This window comes from Lelliottia sp. RWM.1, assembly GCF_016859735.1.
Classification (GTDB): Bacteria; Pseudomonadota; Gammaproteobacteria; order Enterobacterales; family Enterobacteriaceae; genus Enterobacter.
In genome coordinates this window covers 96,292-115,469 of record NZ_WLVC01000010.1, presented here as the reverse complement: position 1 = coordinate 115,469, position 19,178 = coordinate 96,292, and the positions used below count along the sequence as shown (strand labels likewise).

Annotated in this window: 18 protein-coding genes and 1 pseudogene; 3 read left to right on the top strand and 16 right to left on the bottom strand. The window is 50.4% G+C overall.

Features of this window, described 5'->3' with window-relative positions; all coding sequences use genetic code 11:
• Positions 1-50 precede the first annotated feature (50 nt).
• The 8 genes and pseudogenes from GF617_RS10685 to GF617_RS10645 form a co-directional block, all read right to left on the bottom strand.
• Positions 51-1,277 carry a hypothetical protein gene (locus tag GF617_RS10685; RefSeq protein WP_203451642.1) on the bottom strand — a complete coding sequence of 409 codons (1,227 nt, stop codon included), beginning with the start codon at positions 1,275-1,277 and terminating at the stop codon, positions 51-53.
• Positions 1,278-2,295: 1,018 nt separating this feature from the next.
• Positions 2,296-2,568, bottom strand: a complete 273-nt coding sequence (locus GF617_RS10675) for a hypothetical protein (RefSeq protein ID WP_203451641.1) — start codon at positions 2,566-2,568, stop codon at positions 2,296-2,298.
• A gap of 98 nt (positions 2,569-2,666) precedes the next feature.
• Positions 2,667-2,831, bottom strand: a pseudogene (locus tag GF617_RS10670) (IS3 family transposase); the annotation flags it as partial.
• The gene (locus GF617_RS10665; RefSeq protein WP_203451643.1) at positions 2,782-3,111 is read right to left on the bottom strand and encodes a hypothetical protein; all 330 of its coding nucleotides are present in this window, start codon (positions 3,109-3,111) and stop codon (positions 2,782-2,784) included. The pseudogene GF617_RS10670 and the gene GF617_RS10665, both read right to left, overlap by 50 nt.
• A gap of 64 nt (positions 3,112-3,175) precedes the next feature.
• Complete coding sequence (locus tag GF617_RS10660; RefSeq protein ID WP_203451640.1) at positions 3,176-3,661, bottom strand: helix-turn-helix domain-containing protein; 486 nt, start codon at positions 3,659-3,661, stop codon at positions 3,176-3,178.
• Positions 3,662-4,374: 713 nt separating this feature from the next.
• The gene (locus tag GF617_RS10655; protein ID WP_203451639.1) at positions 4,375-7,020 is read right to left on the bottom strand and encodes a VapE domain-containing protein; all 2,646 of its coding nucleotides are present in this window, start codon (positions 7,018-7,020) and stop codon (positions 4,375-4,377) included.
• Positions 7,017-7,373, bottom strand: coding sequence for a hypothetical protein (locus GF617_RS10650; RefSeq protein ID WP_203451638.1), 357 nt, complete (start codon positions 7,371-7,373; stop codon positions 7,017-7,019). Before GF617_RS10650 ends, GF617_RS10655 begins: the two co-directional genes overlap by 4 nt.
• 176 nt (positions 7,374-7,549) lie before the next feature.
• Complete coding sequence (locus tag GF617_RS10645) at positions 7,550-7,738, bottom strand: AlpA family transcriptional regulator (RefSeq protein ID WP_203451637.1); 189 nt, start codon at positions 7,736-7,738, stop codon at positions 7,550-7,552.
• A gap of 662 nt (positions 7,739-8,400) precedes the next feature.
• On the opposite strand from GF617_RS10645, the gene GF617_RS10640 reads away from it, so the two are divergent.
• Positions 8,401-8,829 carry a DUF6530 family protein gene (locus tag GF617_RS10640; protein ID WP_203451636.1) on the top strand — a complete coding sequence of 143 codons (429 nt, stop codon included), beginning with the start codon at positions 8,401-8,403 and terminating at the stop codon, positions 8,827-8,829.
• Here the strand turns inward: GF617_RS10640 and GF617_RS27515 are convergent.
• The 4 genes from GF617_RS27515 to fabR all read right to left on the bottom strand — a co-directional run bounded on the left by GF617_RS27515 (position 8,826) and on the right by fabR (position 11,867).
• Positions 8,826-9,056, bottom strand: a complete 231-nt coding sequence (locus tag GF617_RS27515; RefSeq protein ID WP_203451635.1) for an AlpA family phage regulatory protein — start codon at positions 9,054-9,056, stop codon at positions 8,826-8,828. The two genes, GF617_RS10640 and GF617_RS27515, sit on opposite strands and share 4 nt — an antisense overlap.
• A 198-nt stretch (positions 9,057-9,254) precedes the next feature.
• Positions 9,255-10,580: an integrase family protein gene (locus GF617_RS10630; RefSeq protein ID WP_203451634.1), complete on the bottom strand. Its 1,326-nt coding sequence runs from the start codon at positions 10,578-10,580 to the stop codon at positions 9,255-9,257.
• Between the two features lie 278 nt (positions 10,581-10,858).
• Complete coding sequence (locus GF617_RS10625) at positions 10,859-11,218, bottom strand: YijD family membrane protein (RefSeq protein WP_181621445.1); 360 nt, start codon at positions 11,216-11,218, stop codon at positions 10,859-10,861.
• 10 nt (positions 11,219-11,228) lie between these two features.
• Complete coding sequence (fabR, locus tag GF617_RS10620; protein WP_181621446.1) at positions 11,229-11,867, bottom strand: HTH-type transcriptional repressor FabR; 639 nt, start codon at positions 11,865-11,867, stop codon at positions 11,229-11,231.
• A gap of 196 nt (positions 11,868-12,063) precedes the next feature.
• Between fabR and sthA the strand changes: the two genes are divergently transcribed.
• Complete coding sequence (gene sthA / locus GF617_RS10615) at positions 12,064-13,464, top strand: Si-specific NAD(P)(+) transhydrogenase (protein ID WP_203451633.1); 1,401 nt, start codon at positions 12,064-12,066, stop codon at positions 13,462-13,464.
• On the opposite strand, the gene oxyR is transcribed toward sthA, so the two are convergent.
• The 4 genes from oxyR to argC form a co-directional block, all read right to left on the bottom strand.
• Complete coding sequence (gene oxyR, locus GF617_RS10610; protein WP_181621448.1) at positions 13,438-14,364, bottom strand: DNA-binding transcriptional regulator OxyR; 927 nt, start codon at positions 14,362-14,364, stop codon at positions 13,438-13,440. The genes sthA and oxyR overlap by 27 nt on opposite strands.
• A gap of 322 nt (positions 14,365-14,686) precedes the next feature.
• Positions 14,687-16,060 (bottom strand): argininosuccinate lyase, encoded by a 1,374-nt coding sequence (argH, locus tag GF617_RS10605; protein WP_203451632.1) that lies wholly within the window; start codon positions 16,058-16,060, stop codon positions 14,687-14,689.
• A gap of 77 nt (positions 16,061-16,137) precedes the next feature.
• On the bottom strand, positions 16,138-16,914 hold the full coding sequence (gene argB, locus GF617_RS10600; protein WP_181621450.1) for an acetylglutamate kinase: 777 nt from the start codon (positions 16,912-16,914) through the stop codon (positions 16,138-16,140).
• Positions 16,915-16,920: 6 nt separating this feature from the next.
• On the bottom strand, positions 16,921-17,925 hold the full coding sequence (gene argC, locus GF617_RS10595; protein ID WP_203451631.1) for an N-acetyl-gamma-glutamyl-phosphate reductase: 1,005 nt from the start codon (positions 17,923-17,925) through the stop codon (positions 16,921-16,923).
• A gap of 88 nt (positions 17,926-18,013) precedes the next feature.
• Here argC and argE point away from each other — a divergent pair, with 88 nt between their 5' ends.
• Positions 18,014-19,165 carry an acetylornithine deacetylase gene (gene argE, locus GF617_RS10590; RefSeq protein WP_203451630.1) on the top strand — a complete coding sequence of 384 codons (1,152 nt, stop codon included), beginning with the start codon at positions 18,014-18,016 and terminating at the stop codon, positions 19,163-19,165.
• Positions 19,166-19,178: the final 13 nt, after the last annotated feature.

The following is a 19,178-nucleotide window of genomic DNA, read 5'->3' as shown; positions in this document are numbered from 1 at the left end:
CTCATGATGTCCCTCTGGGATGCGCTCCGGATGAATATGATGATCTCATATCAGGAACTTGTTCGCACCTTCCTTAGCTCATCTGATAGCAGTGTTTTTATTAACCACTGGCATGAGTATCCATTGTTTTTTAATTTGTGTAGTAATGTGCTTTTTTTATTATCACTAATGAGTAAGTGCTTGCAGAGCACATCAACCAGGTGAAGGTTTCCTTCTAATGTTTTCCCTATCCTGAGGTACGTTTCAAGAGTATTTATCAGATGTTCTTCAATGCTTGATTTGTCCACAAAGGAACTCTTAATAGACGTGAGTCGAGATATTCTTAGCTCGAAAGTTTTTTCCTCTGGAAATATTTGGTCATATGCTTTTTTAGGCATATATCCATCTCTGAAAAGAAAAGCAATTTTTACATCTGGAATGTAAGAGGATTGTTTTTTTATACTCAATGCAAAGCTATTTAATATTGGACCTAATACCATACAACCAATGATTTTTTCAACATTGACTTCTCTGGTGTTGACTGAGTACCAATCATGATAAAATGAAGGTAAAGCATATTCTTTACGATAATCTGGCAGTAACAAATTCGCGGTATTTCCGCGTAGCGCTAGAATATCATTAATTACATTTTCATTTTGCAGGAAATGATGAGCGTTGACTCCAAGTTTTATTGGGGAATGATAATCTGCTTCGATATTATCACCGATATGAAATATTTGTCCTGCTTTAACATTCTCATGTTGAATAACCTTTTTCCACAAGCCATCATATTTACCTACGCCATAATCAGAAGAGCAGTAAATTTTGTCAATAAGTTGATGTGCTTCTGGCGATACAGCTTCGATTATTTTGCTAAGCTGTTGATTACTATAGTAAATATCACTAACGACAATCGTTCTGATATTGCGTTTTTTGGCTTCGCGCAAAATATTTATTGCTGGCTCAAAAACAAAACCATTTTTGATCTCTGCAGTAATTTCATCCCCAACCATTCTCTCTATTTCTGTAGGTGATGATTTCTTTGATACTTCATTATAAATCTCGTAAATCGTGACTTCTTTTCCATTTATTTTAGCCATCTTGCGATGACGAGCTTTGCTCTCAGCTTTTATTCTAGCCTCATCACCAATGGTTAACTGGCAAAAAATATCTGTCGGCTCTGCGACGTATCGCCAAAATAGGGTATCAAAACAGTCAAGCGATAATATTTTTACTGAATTATCTTGAATAAACGACTGTTCGATTTTATTAAAACTTTCTGAGGTAGTCATAATCATATGAAATTCCCATTATCATTGATAACTGTCATTTATCACGCGACGGCAAGCAGAATTTGATAAGAATTTGCTGAAGAGACAATGGTCAGGAAGGCACGACCACTTTGATTTTTCTCCAAGAAAAGACCATCAAACAAGTATCATGATTAAAATCAACTCACCAAAGCGTAACGTAATGAAGAGAAAGTGATGAAGATAGCAGCGAGTGGAGAGGAGCAATCGTAGGAAAACATAGCATTAATGAGCTTAAATCCTCATTTTATCAGGCGATGAACGGCAGCATAAAAGTCTCGGTGGTGATCCCAATTTACTGATAGTGTTTTATGTTCAGATAATGCCCGATGACTTTGTCATGCAGTTCCATCTATTGGGGTCCGCTTGGAAAAGGGAAAATAACCTACGCTAAGACTATTTTTTAACCAAAGCATTCTTGATTGTTGCCCGAACGGTGGTGCTACGACGTTTCTGTGTCCGAAACCGAGCGATTACGTACACCATGCCGTTGATCTGTCCGAAAGTAGGCAAAACCAGAAACGGACAGCCTACCAGTTCCGTACATCCCTTGCGGTCAGGGGGTTTCCGCTCCATTGGGCTTCAAACCCCTACAAGAGATTACTGATGTAGAGTTCTTGAAGTCTCAGCCCAACTACGGCTAAACTGAAAGGACAGAATTTGGTTTCAGCGGTCTTGTACACCCTGTTACCACGGTTCAGAAGTTCCCCAACTTACTGAACCATCGAAAAAACCGTCTCCCCAGGCGGTTTTTTCGTTTACAGGCCAAGAGATTACGCGCAGAACAAAAGGATCTCAAGAAGATCCTTTCAAGGGGCAGAATTCTTTAGCGCCTAATCATTTCAACGTACCATTCGATGATGCTATCAACTTGATGGTCACAACCTTCGAAAAAGCCATTAATGCATTGCTGTTCCAAGAGACAGACTTTAGAAAAAAAAGTCAGATCACTAAAAAGCAATGTAAAGCCCTATTTAGGCCTATAATGTACGTGAAAATTTAATAATTATTCTGGTTTCATTCCACCAAGCTCTCCATAATGTTCTCCTAATTTAACAACAACAATACCATCAGAAATAAAAACTGACGCTTTCTCTGGCCATGATGGCTTCGTTTTTATCACCGAAGATAAAGATAAGGCTTTGCTTTTTGTGGGGGACGAAATGTTAGCAATCATATTCACCCGCATAAATTCTCTGATGCGTAAATTATTTCCACCATCCCACTGGAAGAATGACCCCCCAAAAGCATCAGAGTTTTTCGGCTTCCAAATATTCACACGATTTAATGAACCATGGAAATACACAGGAGTGATCCCATCTTTATATTCAGGGACTGAATTTCTAATCTCACTTACAATGAATCGCCACAGATAATCTAGACACTTCCGAGCCGCTGATAATATTGTTTTTCGTATTCAGTTGGTGGCATATGATCACTCGAACCATGCCGACGCTTACTGTTATAAAACATTTCGATGTAATCAAAAATATCACCGCGAGCTTCTTCTCGCGTTCCGTAGATCTTTTTCTTTATCTGATCTGACACCCATAACGTTTATACGAGCTACTCCATCACGATGCGAATAGCCGGTCGAGTTCACTTGGGTAATTCCATCTTGCCAATCGATATCCGAATTGGCACGCCAATCCCAACCTAACCTTTCGCCTTTTTCTAACATAGATGAGCGGATAAACTCACCAAGTTCGACACTAGGTTTCCCGGATAGTGATGACGGGAAAATAGCTTCTTTCGATGATTCTGCTGCAGATATTAGTGGTATAGGTAGCAAAACAAACAAAACTACGCTCGCGATTTTCATGAGACCTCCATGGCTAGGCTATGTTCAAGATAGTAGCGTCCATTTTCCTTGCTTGTCGTCTGGTTTATTCGCGCTCGATGACCACCTGCACTTTCTTGCCGGTGTCCGTATCAAGCCCCCACGCCAGGCGCTCGCCCTTCTGCGTGATAGAGGTTGTTTCAGCCACCACCTTCGCCATTTTTGCCTTATCGGTGGAGCGCTCACGAACAGCCTCAGCCAGCAGCGCGCGAGATACCTGCCATTCACGCCGGTGCCGAACCAGCAGCTCGGCGCGCTCATCGACGACCTGCTGCTCAGTAATCGCCTCCACGGCCCTCCCCCGCTCTTCCGGTTTTGCGTCCTCCGGAATCTCCGCCAGTCTGGAGGCAACGCGGTGCGCGCGCTCACTCAGCTCTGGGGTAGTCGTCACCCGCACCCATCCATCTGCAGCACTCCAGCGTTCGACGGTGCGGCTGCTAACACCAATTTCCGCGGCGATCTGCTTGATCGTCACACGGCCAGCCTCATAAAGCGTTTTTGCGGTGGCGCGGAGCGCCTTTTTGTCCGCCATAGGTAAGCCCTCAATTGTCGTTCTTTCCGACAGAGTAGCGTCACGCCCTGTCGGTGAGCCTCAATTTTCAGGCGGTGTAAAAAATACGCGGGCGCGACAGATTGCAGATTGCCCTCGCTGGATGCACCAATAATGTGTTCTTTGAACCCATAGCGGCGCGGGGACACTGCAATTTTACCTGTTTTGGGCAGTGTCCCACCCTAACGATATGAAAGTAAAAAAGAAAAACATCCTTGGGACGCTTGGGACGCTAAAACACCCTTTTCGTAAAACTTTTTCTCCATGCGAGTATGTGAGGGGCAAATGTGATATGCCCTACTCCTCGCCTCACGTAAGTATAAAGTTTCCTGTAAAAGTAGTGTCCCAAGCGTCCCAGTGTCCCATCACCTGTTTCATATCTATAAAACAAAAACTTAGAAAACTTAGACCGGGACACTGGAAATACAGGTAGCGTCCCAACGTCCCGCTGGATTTATATTATTTGAGCAATACTGCTGTTCTTTACCCGCCCTCCCCTGAAATTAGGATGAGAGCAATTGGAAAAAGAAGTGTCCCAAGCGTCCCAGCGTCCCAACCGGTAGCCTGCGAAAAAGCAGCGATATCTTTCGCCCGACGCCTCCGAAAGACTGGCGGAAACCGTCAGTAACAAAAAACCCGCCGAAGCGGGGTCTATTTGTCGCGGGGATCTTATGGCGGCACGAAGGCCATCCCGATCAGATTGGTAGCTCGTCATCTGCGTCTACCTTCACCCAGGCGCGGAAGCGGCGGCCGTCGACGCGCACGCGCTCTGATTTCCAGCCGCACTCGATCAATGCGGAAGCAATCAGTTTGCTCTCGTTGATGTCCTTCGACACCATCGTGCGCCCTGTGAAAGCCTCGAAGATGTCGCTGGTTGACAGGTGTGTCGGGCTGTAAAGGCGTGGAGCACCCCACTCACCACCAGAAAATGCTGGTGGGTTATGTGACAGGAACTTGCTAACGCGAACCCCCCACGGGTTATCGACGGTGCGATCGCTCTGCACTTCTTTGGCCTCGGACTCTTCCTCGTCGGTAAGCCACCATTGCTCGCCGCGATGGTAGAGCGCCACAGCTTCTGCCCATAACTGATCGCGCTCGGTCTTTGCCGTCTCGAGGTCAATCTGGGTACACTTGACCGGCCAGAAACGGCGCCCGCCAGTGGTATCCGTCAGGTAAGAGCCGTCGCCCTCTGGGTTGATGGTACCGATAAAGATGCAACGGCGCGGGTGCGACACGGTTCTGCGTCCATATGATGGTCGGTATTTGTCGTCTCCGGACGCCATAAAGCCCTTAATCGCCTTCACCTCGCCGCGGGTCATACCGGTCATTTCGGCCAGCTCCACAATCCAGCGACCTGCGAGAGACTGCATGGAGTCCTTGCTGCCAACCTCGCCGTCGAGACGGTCAGTGAACCATTCCCCGTTTGGTGCCAGCGCACGAACCAGGGAGGACTTGCGCAGTCCTTGCGGCCCCTCCAGAACCAAGGCCGGGTCATGTTTGCAGCCCGGATTGAATGCCCTGGCTACACCAGCGATGAGCGTGCGCTTACCTGCCGCGCGGTTAAAGAGGGTGTCCTGTGCGCCGGCCAGACGAAGCAACCATGTATCGAGGCGAGGCACGCCGTCCCACTTCAGGGATTTCAGGTACTCTGCAACCGGATCTCTGCGGTCACGCATTGCCAGCAATTGAACGGCTTCTGCCGATACGCCAGATCCAACTGCCACGCCGAACTGAGCCTCAGCCCACGCCGCGAGCATATTATCGTGCTCGTCGCGCCACTCTGTTGGCAGTTCACCCCACGGCGTCTCGCGCTCAACGCGGATCTTTCCGGAGAATTCGTCGTACCAGAACACCCCAGACCAAAGTGAATTGCCGTGCATCAGGTCAGCAAGTGTGGGAGCAGTGACCCGCACACGGAGCTGCGCCAGGCACATCTGGCGGCGAATGTAGTCCGTATCCTCAACGCAAGCCAACTCCGGCTTGAACAGCCCGATTTCCATCGACGTTTGGATAAGCCAGTTCGCGGCAGCGGCTCGGTGCTCTTTCAGGCCGCTATCAAGTGCCCACGCCTCCCAGCGCTGCAATGAAGCCAGCTGAAATAGTCCGTGGTCTTTGCCAACCTCGCTGGGTTTCAGCAGAACGATTCCACGGGTATCTTCACGCCAGAACGAGTAATACTGGCCAGCCGTGCCAACACAGCGAAAAGGCATGCCCAGGTTGTCAGGGATCGCAACATTGTTGTCGCTATCGGCCACTGCAATCTCGTTCTGCACCAGCTCCGCTTTTGGGTTCAGCGTCTCCTCAAACGCTCGAGCGACAGCCTCAGCACCTTCACGCTGTGCCAGATCGTTGAAGTCAGAGGGATTGCCGTCCAGTGACTGGAAGTCGGGGATCGCCAGCAGCCCGTTAACAGCTCGCGCCGCCGTCTTTGCCTGGTGAACACCTGGGTTCTCGACTGGAGTCGTGGTCCACCGGTCGTTATCTGCCGCGAGAACGATTACAGCTTCCTTCTCTTTGGCCTTCAGGGTGTTGTGGATAGCCTGTGCCACCACCGGCAGGTTGCCAGCGTCGAAACAGACAAGGACACAATGCCCAGTAGCCTCATGAATGGATGCGCCAGTAGCGTAGCCCTCACAGAGCACGAAAACCGGCCTGCCGTCATGAATCAGCGGCTTGCCGATGGTGTGGAACAGACCGCGCTTGGCACCGTCCGCCTGGTAATCCTTATTGCGGTCTCCCATCGACTTCATTTTGGCCGGGAAGATCGCCTGCATGGAGTGGATATTGCGCTTGCGGTCGCAGATGGGCACCAGCAGCGCATTGTCGGTGATGAGACGAATCTCACCAGTGTCTTTGTTGATCTTCTCCCATTTGCCCACGCGCAGGCCATGAGCCTTCACGCCTTTGGACTTCAGGTAGGGATGATCATCAGACGCGGGTGAGGAAGCGCCCCAGAGCTGGTTGGCAGCAGCAGCAGCGGCTTCATGGCGCGCCTTTTCAGCGGCATCCTTCTCGGCGCGCTCTCTCGCTACGCGTTCCTTGTAAGCCTGCCGCTCTTCAGGCGTCCATTCCTTCGTTTTCTGGTTAGACTGCCACTGGAATTTCTTATCGAAGCCAAAGCGTTTGTTACAACCGAAGATACCGGCTGGCTTTTCATCATAATGCAGGCAGTAGAAACCGTTGAGTGAGCCTTTCGCATCACCCTCGACGTGAAATCGGTGCAGCTTTCCATCGACCTCGATTGCGTCACGGGTCTCGATGCCCTGCGCCATCATTGCGGTGCGGAATGCCGATATGGTGTCAGCAACGCTCATCACTTCCGCCAAGTGGGTAGCGCTCATAAAGTCACCCCCAACGCCTGGCGGCGCTCAATCAGCAGGTCGATAGCGTCTGCCAGCGTCACCTCACGCAACGGCTCGTTCAGGCCGTCTGCGAAGAACACACGTCTGCCGTCTGGAGTCGCTACAATGTGCGCGCAGCCCAGTGTCGGCATCCTCTTGTGGCGGCACACTTCACCGCCAATTACCGGATCGGCACCAAACAGGCGGAAGCGCTGAGTAGGCAGCGGGGAGCCCCGTAGATCTTCACTGTAGATGAATTCACCTGACTCTGTGCGAGCAGAAGAGAAATCGGCCTCAATGATATCTGCGCCGAAGAACGCCAGAACGTGTTCTGTGAAATCGCTATCGTTCATGAGAGGATATTTATTGCTCAAAATATAATCTCCAATTACATCTTTTTTGAGCAAAACCGCTTGACGATTCACGGCTGCAGCGTCAGAATTGCTATTGTCTAGGTAACAAATCAAGTGCGAAGCCGTTATTTTGAACATTCCGGTTTTGCCATAAGAACCCGCATAAAGCGGGTTTTTTATTGCCCATTCGCAGCCATACGGCGCTGCTCAATCAGTTTTTTCACATCATCTATATGCCATGCAGACTTGCCGGCGCTGAGTTTCAGCGGCTTTGGAATGGTGCCGCGCTTGATCTCTGCATACAGCGTCGTCCTCTTGATGCGCAGCAGGTCCATCATTTCTGGAACCAACAAGAATTTACTCATTTCGATCTCCTTAAAGGGCTGCGCCAGAGTCTGGCATCACGACGCGAACACCGGCGAACACCATCAGCCAAAAAAAATGGCCGCAGCGGTTGTCATGAATGCCAGTGGTGTGAACAGCACGATCAGCCGTTCGCCGGGAGTGAGACAGATCAAATCATCGATGTAACGTTTCATTTTCATCTCCAGTGAGCCCTTCCACAGGCTGTAGGGTGCGACTGGTGGCAGTGGAAGAGGCCTGGAGAGACCAATCGATGCGACTCGATTTTTGCCACCAGCCGCAGTTTTGCTTTCTTGGCCAAGGTTTCTCCATCAGTACGGAGCTTGCTTCCTCTTCCTGATACAAAGAATAACGTCCATTTCACGAACACATCAACACATAACCAATTGATATAGCTTACTCTTTTTTGATTAACGACATCACAATAACCAATGTATAAAAAGGGTTTTGCATCTCATTAATCTTTTATGAGCAATCGATTATTAGAAAAATTCTTAAGGGAGGATATTTTTCTTATTCTTCTAATAAGTGAATGTTGGCGAGCTTTGTATCCAATACAATAAGCACAAAGGTCAAAAATAAAACATTCACAAAATTTAATAAATTTACAAAAATCACAAAAATTGATATGGTGATTTAACCCCATTCACTCAGGAAAGAACAAATGCACGCACCTACACATCTGAAGCACACACCAATTTTAGAAGTCTCGGACTACCACCAGATTGATGGCCCATACGAACCAGGAAAAACAGATGCGAAAGCTTTGTCCCTAGGGCTTGCTCAATGGAATGACGCGGGTGAAACAGATCTATCTGTTAAGACCTGGCGTGAAGTAGATGGCCGGTGGTCACGTCTTTCTGAAGAACTGCCGATCCACAGGGCATTAGACCTTGCGACGTTAGCCGTTAGCGCCATTAATCATGCTAAGAACGGTGCTGACCTTTTGGATGAAGGCGCTTTCAAAATTGCCAAATGCAAAACCAATAGCAGCCTGGAAAAACTCATGCACGATAAACTGGGTTGTAAAAACGATGATATCGACTGTTCATTGGCTCGATTAGCGAAAGAGCTTAAAAAACTCGGTTATTAACAAGCCGCACCAGGGGAGGAATCGCGCATAGCGATCCGCTCCTCTATCCATGCCAGCACCTCAGTACTAACCCAGCCCACAGCAGGACGCCGAGAGCTTCTTCCGGATAAAGTGATCGGGCGAGGGAACTCCCCATCAGCAATGAGCGCATACATTGCTGATTGGCTCATGCCGACTAGGGCAAGGACCTGAGCTCTTCGTAGTATAGTTTTTTGTTGTTCCGCCATTTTATGTAAACCTCCGCATTAATTCTCTGAGCGGACGATATAATGACAATTAAAACATAACAATTTGAAAAACATAGACATTCAGCCTATCAAGCTGATGCTCTAGGTTTGTCCAAATCGGAAAAACAGCCACTTAAACAGCGGCTGAATTTTTTAGGGCGCACATAGGGCGCAGAAAAATAGCACTAAATGCTAAATTTAAACTAACGGGACCTTTTTGAAGGTGCCACGGGCATCATTCCATGGTCGACGAACTGAGCGAATGCGGGATGAGTCTATCTTCGAAAGTATTCCTCCCCATGCGTTTAGAACGTCGAGTTGTCCACCAAGCGGATTATCCGGGTCGGGGTGAGAATAAACAGCCATCATCCCAGGTAGAACATGCCCGACCACCCGTTCAATGTCAGCCGCGTTGATCTTTAATCGTGCGGCGCGTTCATGAAGTCGGCTAATGAAGGTGCGTCGCAGATCATGCGGAGTGAACCCATCAATTTCTGAGAGATTATCATCAATACATCGGCGGACCGAAGCTGGGAATATTTGCCGTCCATTCGTAGCTGGCCAAACTAACTCGTTCCCCGGCTCAACAGCAGCAAGCTGCTCGCGCAAAAGCTGTAGCATGTATCGACTCAACGGAAGTATTCTCGTTTCCTTCGATTTCGTCCTACGGTCAATCTCAGTCTTGGGGATCCGCCACGTCCCTTTTTCGATATCAACTTCAGCACGTCTCATCTCAAGGACAGCACTAATCCGCTGGCCACAAGCAAGTGTGAATTTAAGTAGCCGACGATTGCTGTCACGAGTATGCCAAAACGTCAGCTGTGTTAAGAGGTTTCGAATTTCAGACATCCCAAGGTTCCGTTCCGCTACTCCAGTTTTGCCTCCAAAAGACTTCGCTGGTGAATAGCGCAACGGATCATCCTTCAGCATTCCTCTGGTAATTGCATGGCGGATCGTTTTTTTTATGAGCCGGTATGCTGCTGCAATTTTGCCATGCTTGAGTGAACCATCAGTATGCCGCCAAGTAGATCCAGATATTATTTTTGCGAAGTGCCCGGGACCAAAGTCAACGATGGGCACATCTTTAAGCGTAGCCCGGAGATCACGGTCAAAAATCAGGATACTTTCATCCGGGCGTGATTCACCATGTGTCCCACCCAGGTATAGATCGTCAAACACCTGAGCAAAGGAAATTGTATTGATCTTTTCTTGTGCTAATTTTCGTTCAACCTCAAAGCGAGGATTCTTACCAGAAGAGACAAGTTTGCGATGGTTACCAGCCAAATCTCGCGCTTCTTTTAGATTGAGGCCCTTCCTCCCTGATGGATCCGCAGGGCCAAGTGTCACTTTGTCCGGCTTTCCGTAGATCCTAAAACGATAAACCCAACTCATAGCACCGGAAGGACGTACACGCAAAAACAGACCAGGCACCTCACCAGCTCTCTGGAAAAATTCCCTGTCCTCTGGTTTAACGTTTTTGAATGCTTGCGCATTTAATGACGAGCGCTTCTCCGCTCCAGACATAGCAATGCCCCTACGTATCAAAAATGGTACATATTAGGGTACATATTTTTCTTGGAAGATGGGACATAAAAATGGATTAATACGGAAATTACTTTACTCAAAAATGAGTAAAGTAATTTAATATCATGACATTAAGGTGAAACCATATAACATTGAGGAAGCATGTGGAATGCTTAACTTCATACACGCACCACATGGAGTGCGGCGTACTGCTCACGGCGAAGTAATCTGTTTGCCGGATGGCGTTTCGCTGATCCGGCAAACAACATCCATCCACGTTATTCCGTCAATTGATTCTTGCGGCTACGTATGCGCGAGCCAATCCAGAACACCAGCGCCACAGACAGGACCGCAGGCAGGAAATTAGAGCCAATATCCGGATACTCTGCGCGCACAACAGTGCTATACAACAACACGCCCAAAATAAAGCAGGCGGCGGCAAGCCCCGGCAGCCCCACTGGCATTGTTCGATTCTGGTAACGTTGATGCAGGCAATAAACCGTCAGCACCAGCGCGATTAGCGGGAAAATAGAGAATGGTACGATAGAGCTGAAAATAGCCGAAAACGTGCCATTAATTGATAAGCCAGCGATCAATGCCAGCAACAACGTACCTTTATCCTGACCTGACTGTTTCATTACTCACCCTTCACTCATCGGTTTGATGTGCCATCTTTTCTTGTTCACGGCGATACCAGTAATACGCACCTTTGGAAATCATCCGCAGTTGTAATACCAGTCTCTCTTCAAGCTGTTTCCGTTGTTCAATGCCAACATCCAGTGCCTCCGCGCCTGCACTGAAAACAATGGTCACCATCGCTTCGGCCTGTGCTTCTGTGAAGGCTCGCGGCATATGGTTTTCGAGTTCAAGATAGTCGGCAAGTTCCGCAATAAAATGCTGAATCTCGCGCGCGACAGCGGCACGAAACGCGGAGGATGTTCCGGAACGCTCACGCAATAACAGACGAAACGCGTTCGGATTATTACCAATAAACTCCATAAAGGTGGAGACAGAGGTGCGGATCACGCTGCCACCTTTAGCAATACGCTGGCGCGCCTGACGCATCAGTTGGCGCAGCATCAGACCACTCTCGTCCACCATCGTCAGACCCAGTTCATCAACATCACGAAAATGACGATAGAAGGACGTTGGCGCAATCCCTGCCTCACGCGCCACTTCGCGCAGGCTCAGGCTGGCAAAACTTCGCTCAGCACTCAATTGACTGAATGCGGCTTCCACCAGCGAACGCCGGGTTTTCTCTTTTTGTTGTGCTCTTACGCCCATCACAATAGTTGAATCCTTCCAAAGGCCTGATGGCACTATACCAGAGAATAAAATTAATCTGTTTGCCCTGCTTTGTGAAAGATTGTTTACGTGAGGTTTGTGCTCCACTGCGCGAAAAGAGCACAACGATAATTGGGTTATCCGCGCATTGATGTTATGATTCTGTTGCTTTTATGTATAAGAACAGGTAAGCCTTACCATGCCACACACCTACGATTACGATGCAATAGTTATTGGTTCCGGCCCAGGCGGCGAAGGTGCTGCTATGGGGCTGGTGAAGCAGGGAGCCAGGGTAGCGGTAATAGAGCGCTACCATAATGTTGGTGGCGGTTGTACCCACTGGGGCACAATCCCTTCTAAAGCCCTCCGCCACGCCGTCAGCCGCATTATCGAATTTAACCAAAACCCCCTTTACAGCGATCACTCCCGACTTCTGCGTTCCTCATTTGCCGACATACTGAATCATGCTGACACAGTAATTAACCAGCAAACACGGATGCGTCAGGGATTTTATGAGCGTAACCATTGTGAAATCCTGCAAGGTAACGCCCATTTCGTCGACGAACACACGCTGGCGCTGGAGTGTCACGACGGCTCTGTAGAGACAATTACCGCAGAGAAATTCGTTATTGCCTGTGGTTCACGCCCTTATCACCCGGCAGATGTTGATTTCTCTCACCCACGCATTTACGACAGCGATTCCATTTTGAGCCTGCACCATGAACCCCGCCATGTACTCATCTATGGTGCAGGGGTTATCGGCTGTGAATACGCGTCGATTTTCCGTGGAATGGAGGTGAAAGTTGACCTTATCAACACCCGCGACCGTCTGCTGGCATTTCTCGATCAGGAGATATCAGATTCTCTCTCCTATCACTTCTGGAACAGTGGCGTCGTCATTCGCCATAACGAAGAATATGAGAAAATCGAAGGCTGTGATGACGGCGTAATCATGCACCTGAAGTCCGGCAAGAAACTCAAAGCCGACTGCCTGCTGTATGCCAATGGACGTACGGGTAACACCGATTCGCTGGCGCTGGAAAACATCGGCCTCGAAACCGATAGCCGTGGGCAACTGAAGGTCAACAGCATGTACCAGACGGCGCTGCCAAATATCTATGCTGTGGGTGACGTCATTGGTTATCCGAGTCTGGCATCTGCTGCTTACGATCAAGGACGCATTGCCGCACAGGCGCTGGTGAAAGGTGAGGCAACCGCCCATCTTATCGAAGATATTCCGACCGGGATTTACACCATTCCGGAAATTAGCTCCGTCGGAAAAACAGAGCAGCAACTGACGGCAATGAAAGTGCCTTACGAGGTAGGTCGTGCGCAGTTTAAGCATCTGGCTCGCGCACAAATCGTGGGGATGAGTGTGGGAACACTGAAGATTTTGTTCCATCGCGAAACGAAAGAGATCCTCGGTATTCACTGTTTCGGTGAACGCGCCGCGGAGATCATTCATATCGGCCAGGCGATAATGGAGCAAAAAGGTGGTGGTAACACGATTGAGTACTTTGTTAACACCACCTTTAACTACCCGACAATGGCGGAAGCCTATCGGGTAGCGGCATTAAACGGTCTGAACCGCCTGTTTTAACGCGCTGTCAAAGTGGCCATCCATTGAACTACGGATGGCCTCTGCCAGCTGTTCATAGCGGCTACGCAGCGGCGAACCAGGGCGATAGACCAGCCCGATGGTACGGCGTGGTTCCGGTTTAATACACGGCAGATACACCACACCATCTCGCTTGCGTTCATGCGGAACGGCCAGCGCAGGCAACAATGTGATACCACTTCCTGCCGCGACCATATTACGCAGCGTTTCCAGGCTGGTTGCACGGAAATGGGTATCTTCATCCGCACCCGCTTCAAAGCAGAAGCCCATTGCCTGATCGCGCAAGCAGTGACCATCTTCCAGCATCAGCAGTTTTTCGCCCGCCAGATCGGCCATTGGAACCCGCTCACGATTCGCCCACGGGTGATCCTCATAGATCGCCAGCATCATCGGCTCATCAAACAGCGGCACTTCGATGAAGGCCTCACTCTCTTTGACCAGCGCCAGAATCGCACAATCGAGCTTACCGCTGTCTAACTGCGCCAGCAGCTGATGGGTTTGCGCTTCATGCAGGTACATTTCGAGTTTCGGGAAGGTCTGGTGCAACATCGGAATGATGTGCGGTAACAGGTACGGGCCAACGGTTGGGATCAGGCCAATATGCAGTGGGCCAGACATCGCCTCCCCCTGCTGGCTTGCCATTTCCTTGAGCACTTTGACCTCGCGCAGCACAGTGCGCGCCTGATCCACCAGCAACAAACCGGCCTGGGTGAACAGCACTTTACGACTGGTGCGCTCCAGCAGCATTACGCCCAGTTCATCCTCCAGCTTACGGATTTGACCGCTAAGCGTAGGCTGACTGACGTGGCAGGAATCTGCCGCGCGGCGAAAATGACGATGCTCGGCTAACGCTACCAGGTATTCAAGATCACGAATATTCATTATTCATCCTCCGTCGCCACGATAGTTCATGGCGATAGATAGCATAGCAACGAACGATTATCCCTATCAAGCATTCTGTTGAATAATACGCCACATAGACAAGACGGCACGTGTTTGACCCTTGGCGTGCCGAACTGTCAAACGAGTTTCTCTCAAAACTCGAACAACTAAAGCCAACGTGAACTTTTGCGGACCCCGTGGTCCGCATTTTTTTGCGTAAAAATCTGGGGTAAACGCAAAATGGCAACCGAAGTTGCCATTTTTAGTGTTTGCCTCCTCTCCCGCCGGGAGAGATCGGGGTGAGGGCATCAACCCACACGGATCAAACTAACCGGTTTTTCGCATCCGCAATGGCCTGTGCAACCTGCTTAGGCGACACCCCACCTTTCGCGGCGCGCTTATCCAGGCACGACTGCAACGCCAGAATCGGATAAACATCATCCCCAATAACCGCACTAAATTTCTGCAGATCGGCCAGCGTTAACTCTTCCAGCGGCTTCGCCTGGCGAATGGCCTCAACCACCGCCTCACCCACAATATGGTGTGCTTCACGGAACGGCACGCCTTTGGCTACCAGGTAATCCGCCAACTCAGTAGAATTCGCGTACCCCTGCTGCGCCGCTTCCTGACAACGTGGACGTTTCACCTGAATACCATCCAACACCAGCGCGCCCATGTGCAGACAATCCAGCCAGGTGTCGAGTGCGTCGAATAACCCTTCTTTGTCTTCCTGCATGTCTTTGTTGTACGCCAGTGGCAAGCCTTTCAGCGTCATCATCATGCCCGTCAGCGCGCCCTGCACACGACCACACTTACCGCGGATCAGCTCCAGCGCATCCGGGTTTTTCTTCTGTGGCATCAGGGAAGAACCTGATGTCACGCGATCTGACAACTCAACAAAACCTGCTTCACCAGAGTTGAAGAAGATCAGGTCTTCAGCGAAACGCGACAAGTGCACCATACCGATGGAAGCATTCGAGAGCAGCTCCAGAACATGGTCACGGTCGGATACGCTGTCCAGACTGTTGCGTGTAGCGGATGCAAAACCCAGCCAGCCTGCCAGCTGTTCACGGTCGATCTCATACGCCGTACCCGCCAGCGCACCGCTGCCCAATGGACTAACGTCCAGACGTTTCAGGGTATCCTGCAAACGGCTTGCATCACGTGCCAGCATCTCAACATATGCCAGGCTCCAGTGAGCAAACGTCACCGGCTGAGCACGCTGCAGGTGGGTATACCCTGGCATCACCGCATCCTGATTGTTCTGCGCGGTCTCGACCAGAGCACTCTGTAATTGACGATTCGCTGCCAGCAGCTCCACCACCGTATCTTTACACCACAGTTTCAGGTCGGTCGCGACCTGATCGTTACGGCTACGCCCGGTGTGCAGTTTCTTACCCAGTTGGCCGACTTTGTCGATCAGTTTGCCTTCCACCCAGCTGTGAATGTCTTCGGCATCACTTTTCAGGATCTGCTGCGGGTCCAGACGCACCTCTTCCAGCAGGTTGTTCAGCGCCTCTTCCAGCTGCAGTTGTTCATCCGCAGTCAAGACGCCCACAGTGACCAGCGCTTTGGACCAGGCCACAGAGCCGACGATATCCTGTTCGGCCAGGCGGTAGTCGAAGCGCAAAGAGTCGTTGAACTGTTTGAACCGCTGATCCGCTGCCTGTGTAAAACGCCCACCCCAAAGTGCCATAACATGCTTCCTTAATATCTTTGAATGACTTTGCCCGGTGGCACTGCGCTTACCGGGCCTACAAAACAATAAATCGATTACGCCAGAATACGCGTGCCAATCGGCGTGCCGTTAAACAACGCCGGAAGTTGCTCCGCATGACGCCACGAGGCGATATCCACCGGACGGCCGAGCGTACGCGCAGCATCCAACGCCGCATTCACTTTTACAATCATGCCATCGGTAATAATGCCCTGAGCAATCAGTTGCTCTGCTTTTGCGGCAGTCATTTCCGCAATACGCTGGCCTTTGCCGTCCAGAATGCCGCTCACATCGGAGAGCAGGATCAGGTCTGCACCCAGCGTCGCCGCCAGTGCCGTAGCAGCCTGATCGGCATTCACGTTCATCAGTTGACCTTCTTCTGTCACACCGATGGAGCTAACCACTGGCAAGAAACCGCCTTCCAGTAAGGTGTTAATCAGATTAGGCGAACCCGGCTGCGCCAGTCCAACGTGGCCGAGGTCTTCGTCGAGCTGGGTCACTTTTACGCTATCGCCATCGCCCAGATAGAGGCCGACAGAAGCGATATGGTGTTTCTTCGCCCACGCCAGCAACGTTTTGTTTGCCGTCCCTGCCAGTGCACCGGTAATGATGTCAATCTGATCGGCTGGCGTTACACGCAGGCCATTTTTCTTTTTCACTGGCAGGTTAAGCCCTTTCATCAGCTCATCCACCACACAACCGCCGCCATGAACAATCACCAGAGGACGTTGGTGTGATTCGCGATAGTTAACCAGCGCGGTAAACAGACGCTCCAGCGCTTCTTCGCTGTCCAGCAGTACACCACCGAGTTTGATAATTAATGGGTTCATCATCACACCTTAAATAAGAGCCTGCGTTTCAGCGAAGCCAAAACGAATATTTGCACACTGCATTGCCTGTGCGGCAGCGCCTTTGAGTAAGTTATCTTCTGCGGCGACCACAATCAGGTGCTCGCCCTGAACAGCAAAGCCGATATCACAGAATGGCAGACCGACCACATTTTTCAGGGCTGGCACACCTTTGTCATACAGACGCACCAGCGGTTTATCCGCATACGCCTGAGTAAAGACGTCACTCACCTGTTCTTTTGTCACACCCGGTTTCAGGCGGCAGGTAATGGTTTCCAGAATCCCACGCGGGAAATTACCCAGATGCGGTGTGAAAATAACCTCTGCACCCAGGTGGGTCGTGATTTCAGGGTGATGGCGATGGTTGAACACCCCATACGGCTGAAGGCTGACTTCACAGAAACTGTTTGATATTGCCGCCTTACGGCCCGCACCGCTCACACCACTGGTGGCGTTGATCACTGGCCACTGGTTCAGATCCAGCAGGCCTGCATCGATCAACGGCTTCAGGGAAAGCTGTGCCGCCGTCGGGTAGCAACCCGGTACGGCAATCAGGTTCGCCTCTTTCAGTTTGTCTGCGCTCCACTCCGCCAGCCCGTACACCGCTTTCTCAAGCAAATCGGGATGCTGATGGGTGAAACCATAATATTTTTCATAGAACGCACCGTCGTTTACGCGGAACGCACCAGAGAGGTCGAACACCACACAACCTGCCGCCAGAAACTGCGGAGCCAGGTCATGGCTGACTTCGTGAGCAGTGGCTAAAAACACCACGTCCACGCCATCTGTGAACTCGCTGATATCGGACATCGGCTGCAACGGCAGGTCGACGATCCCCTTAAGTTGTGGATGCAAATCGGAAATTAACTTTCCTGCATCATTGCTTTGCGCTGACACGGTCAAAGCGGTTATGGTCATATGAGGATGGCGATTCACGTAGCTTACAAGCTCTGCGCCCGCATAACCGCTAGCGCCTACAATCAGCGTATTCAACATCAGGTTCCTTTATGCTCAACGTTAATGTATTTTTATTCACATTTATTGCATGAATATTGATACTATCACGACCTAAGGTGTGTCAACAATGAAAATGAACTTACCGCCATTTATCGAGATTTACCGCGCCCTGATTGCCACGCCGTCCATCAGCGCAACCGAGGAAGCGTTGGATCAGAGTAATGAGTCTTTAATCAATCTGCTGGCGGGTTGGTTTAGCGATCTTGGGTTTAACGTTGAGGTTCACCCCGTACCTGGAACCCGTCACAAATTCAACCTGCTCGCCAGTACCGGACAGGGCGCAGGCGGCTTGTTGCTGGCCGGCCATACCGATACCGTCCCCTTTGATGATGGTCGCTGGACGCGCGATCCCTTCACCCTGACCGAGCACGACAACAAGCTCTATGGCCTGGGTACGGCCGATATGAAAGGCTTCTTCGCCTTTATCCTCGATGCACTGCGTGACGTCGACGTGACGACGCTGAAAAAACCGCTCTACATTCTGGCGACTGCTGACGAAGAAACGAGCATGGCGGGCGCTCGTTACTTCTCTGAAAACACCGCAATCCGTCCAGATTGCGCCATCATTGGTGAGCCAACCTCCCTGCAACCGATTCGCGCGCACAAAGGCCATATCTCAACCGCTGTGCGGGTAATGGGCCAGTCAGGCCACTCCAGCGATCCGGCGCGCGGGGTTAACGCCATTGAACTGATGCACGACGCGATTGGCCGCATTATGCAGTTGCGTGACTCACTGAAAGAACGCTATCACCATGATTCATTCACTGTTCCGTATCCAACACTGAACCTCGGTAGCCTGCACGGTGGGGACGCATCAAACCGTATTTGTGCCTGCTGCGAACTGCACATGGATATTCGCCCACTGCCTGGTATGACGCTGAGCGATCTGGATGGTCTGTTGAATGAGGCTCTGGCTCCTGTAAGCGAGCGCTGGCCAGGACGGCTGACGGTCTCTGAGCTGCATCCACCGATCCCAGGTTATGAATGCCCACCAGACCATCAACTCGTTGAAGTGGTCGAAAAGCTGCTTGGCGAAAAAACTGACGTGGTGAACTACTGCACCGAAGCGCCGTTTATTCAGACGCTGTGCCCAACGCTGGTTCTTGGTCCTGGTTCCATCAACCAGGCTCACCAGCCAGATGAATATCTGGAAACTCGCTTTATTAAACCCACGCGTGAACTGATTACCCAGGTTGTGCATCATTTCTGCTGGCACTAAAACTGCCCCCTCA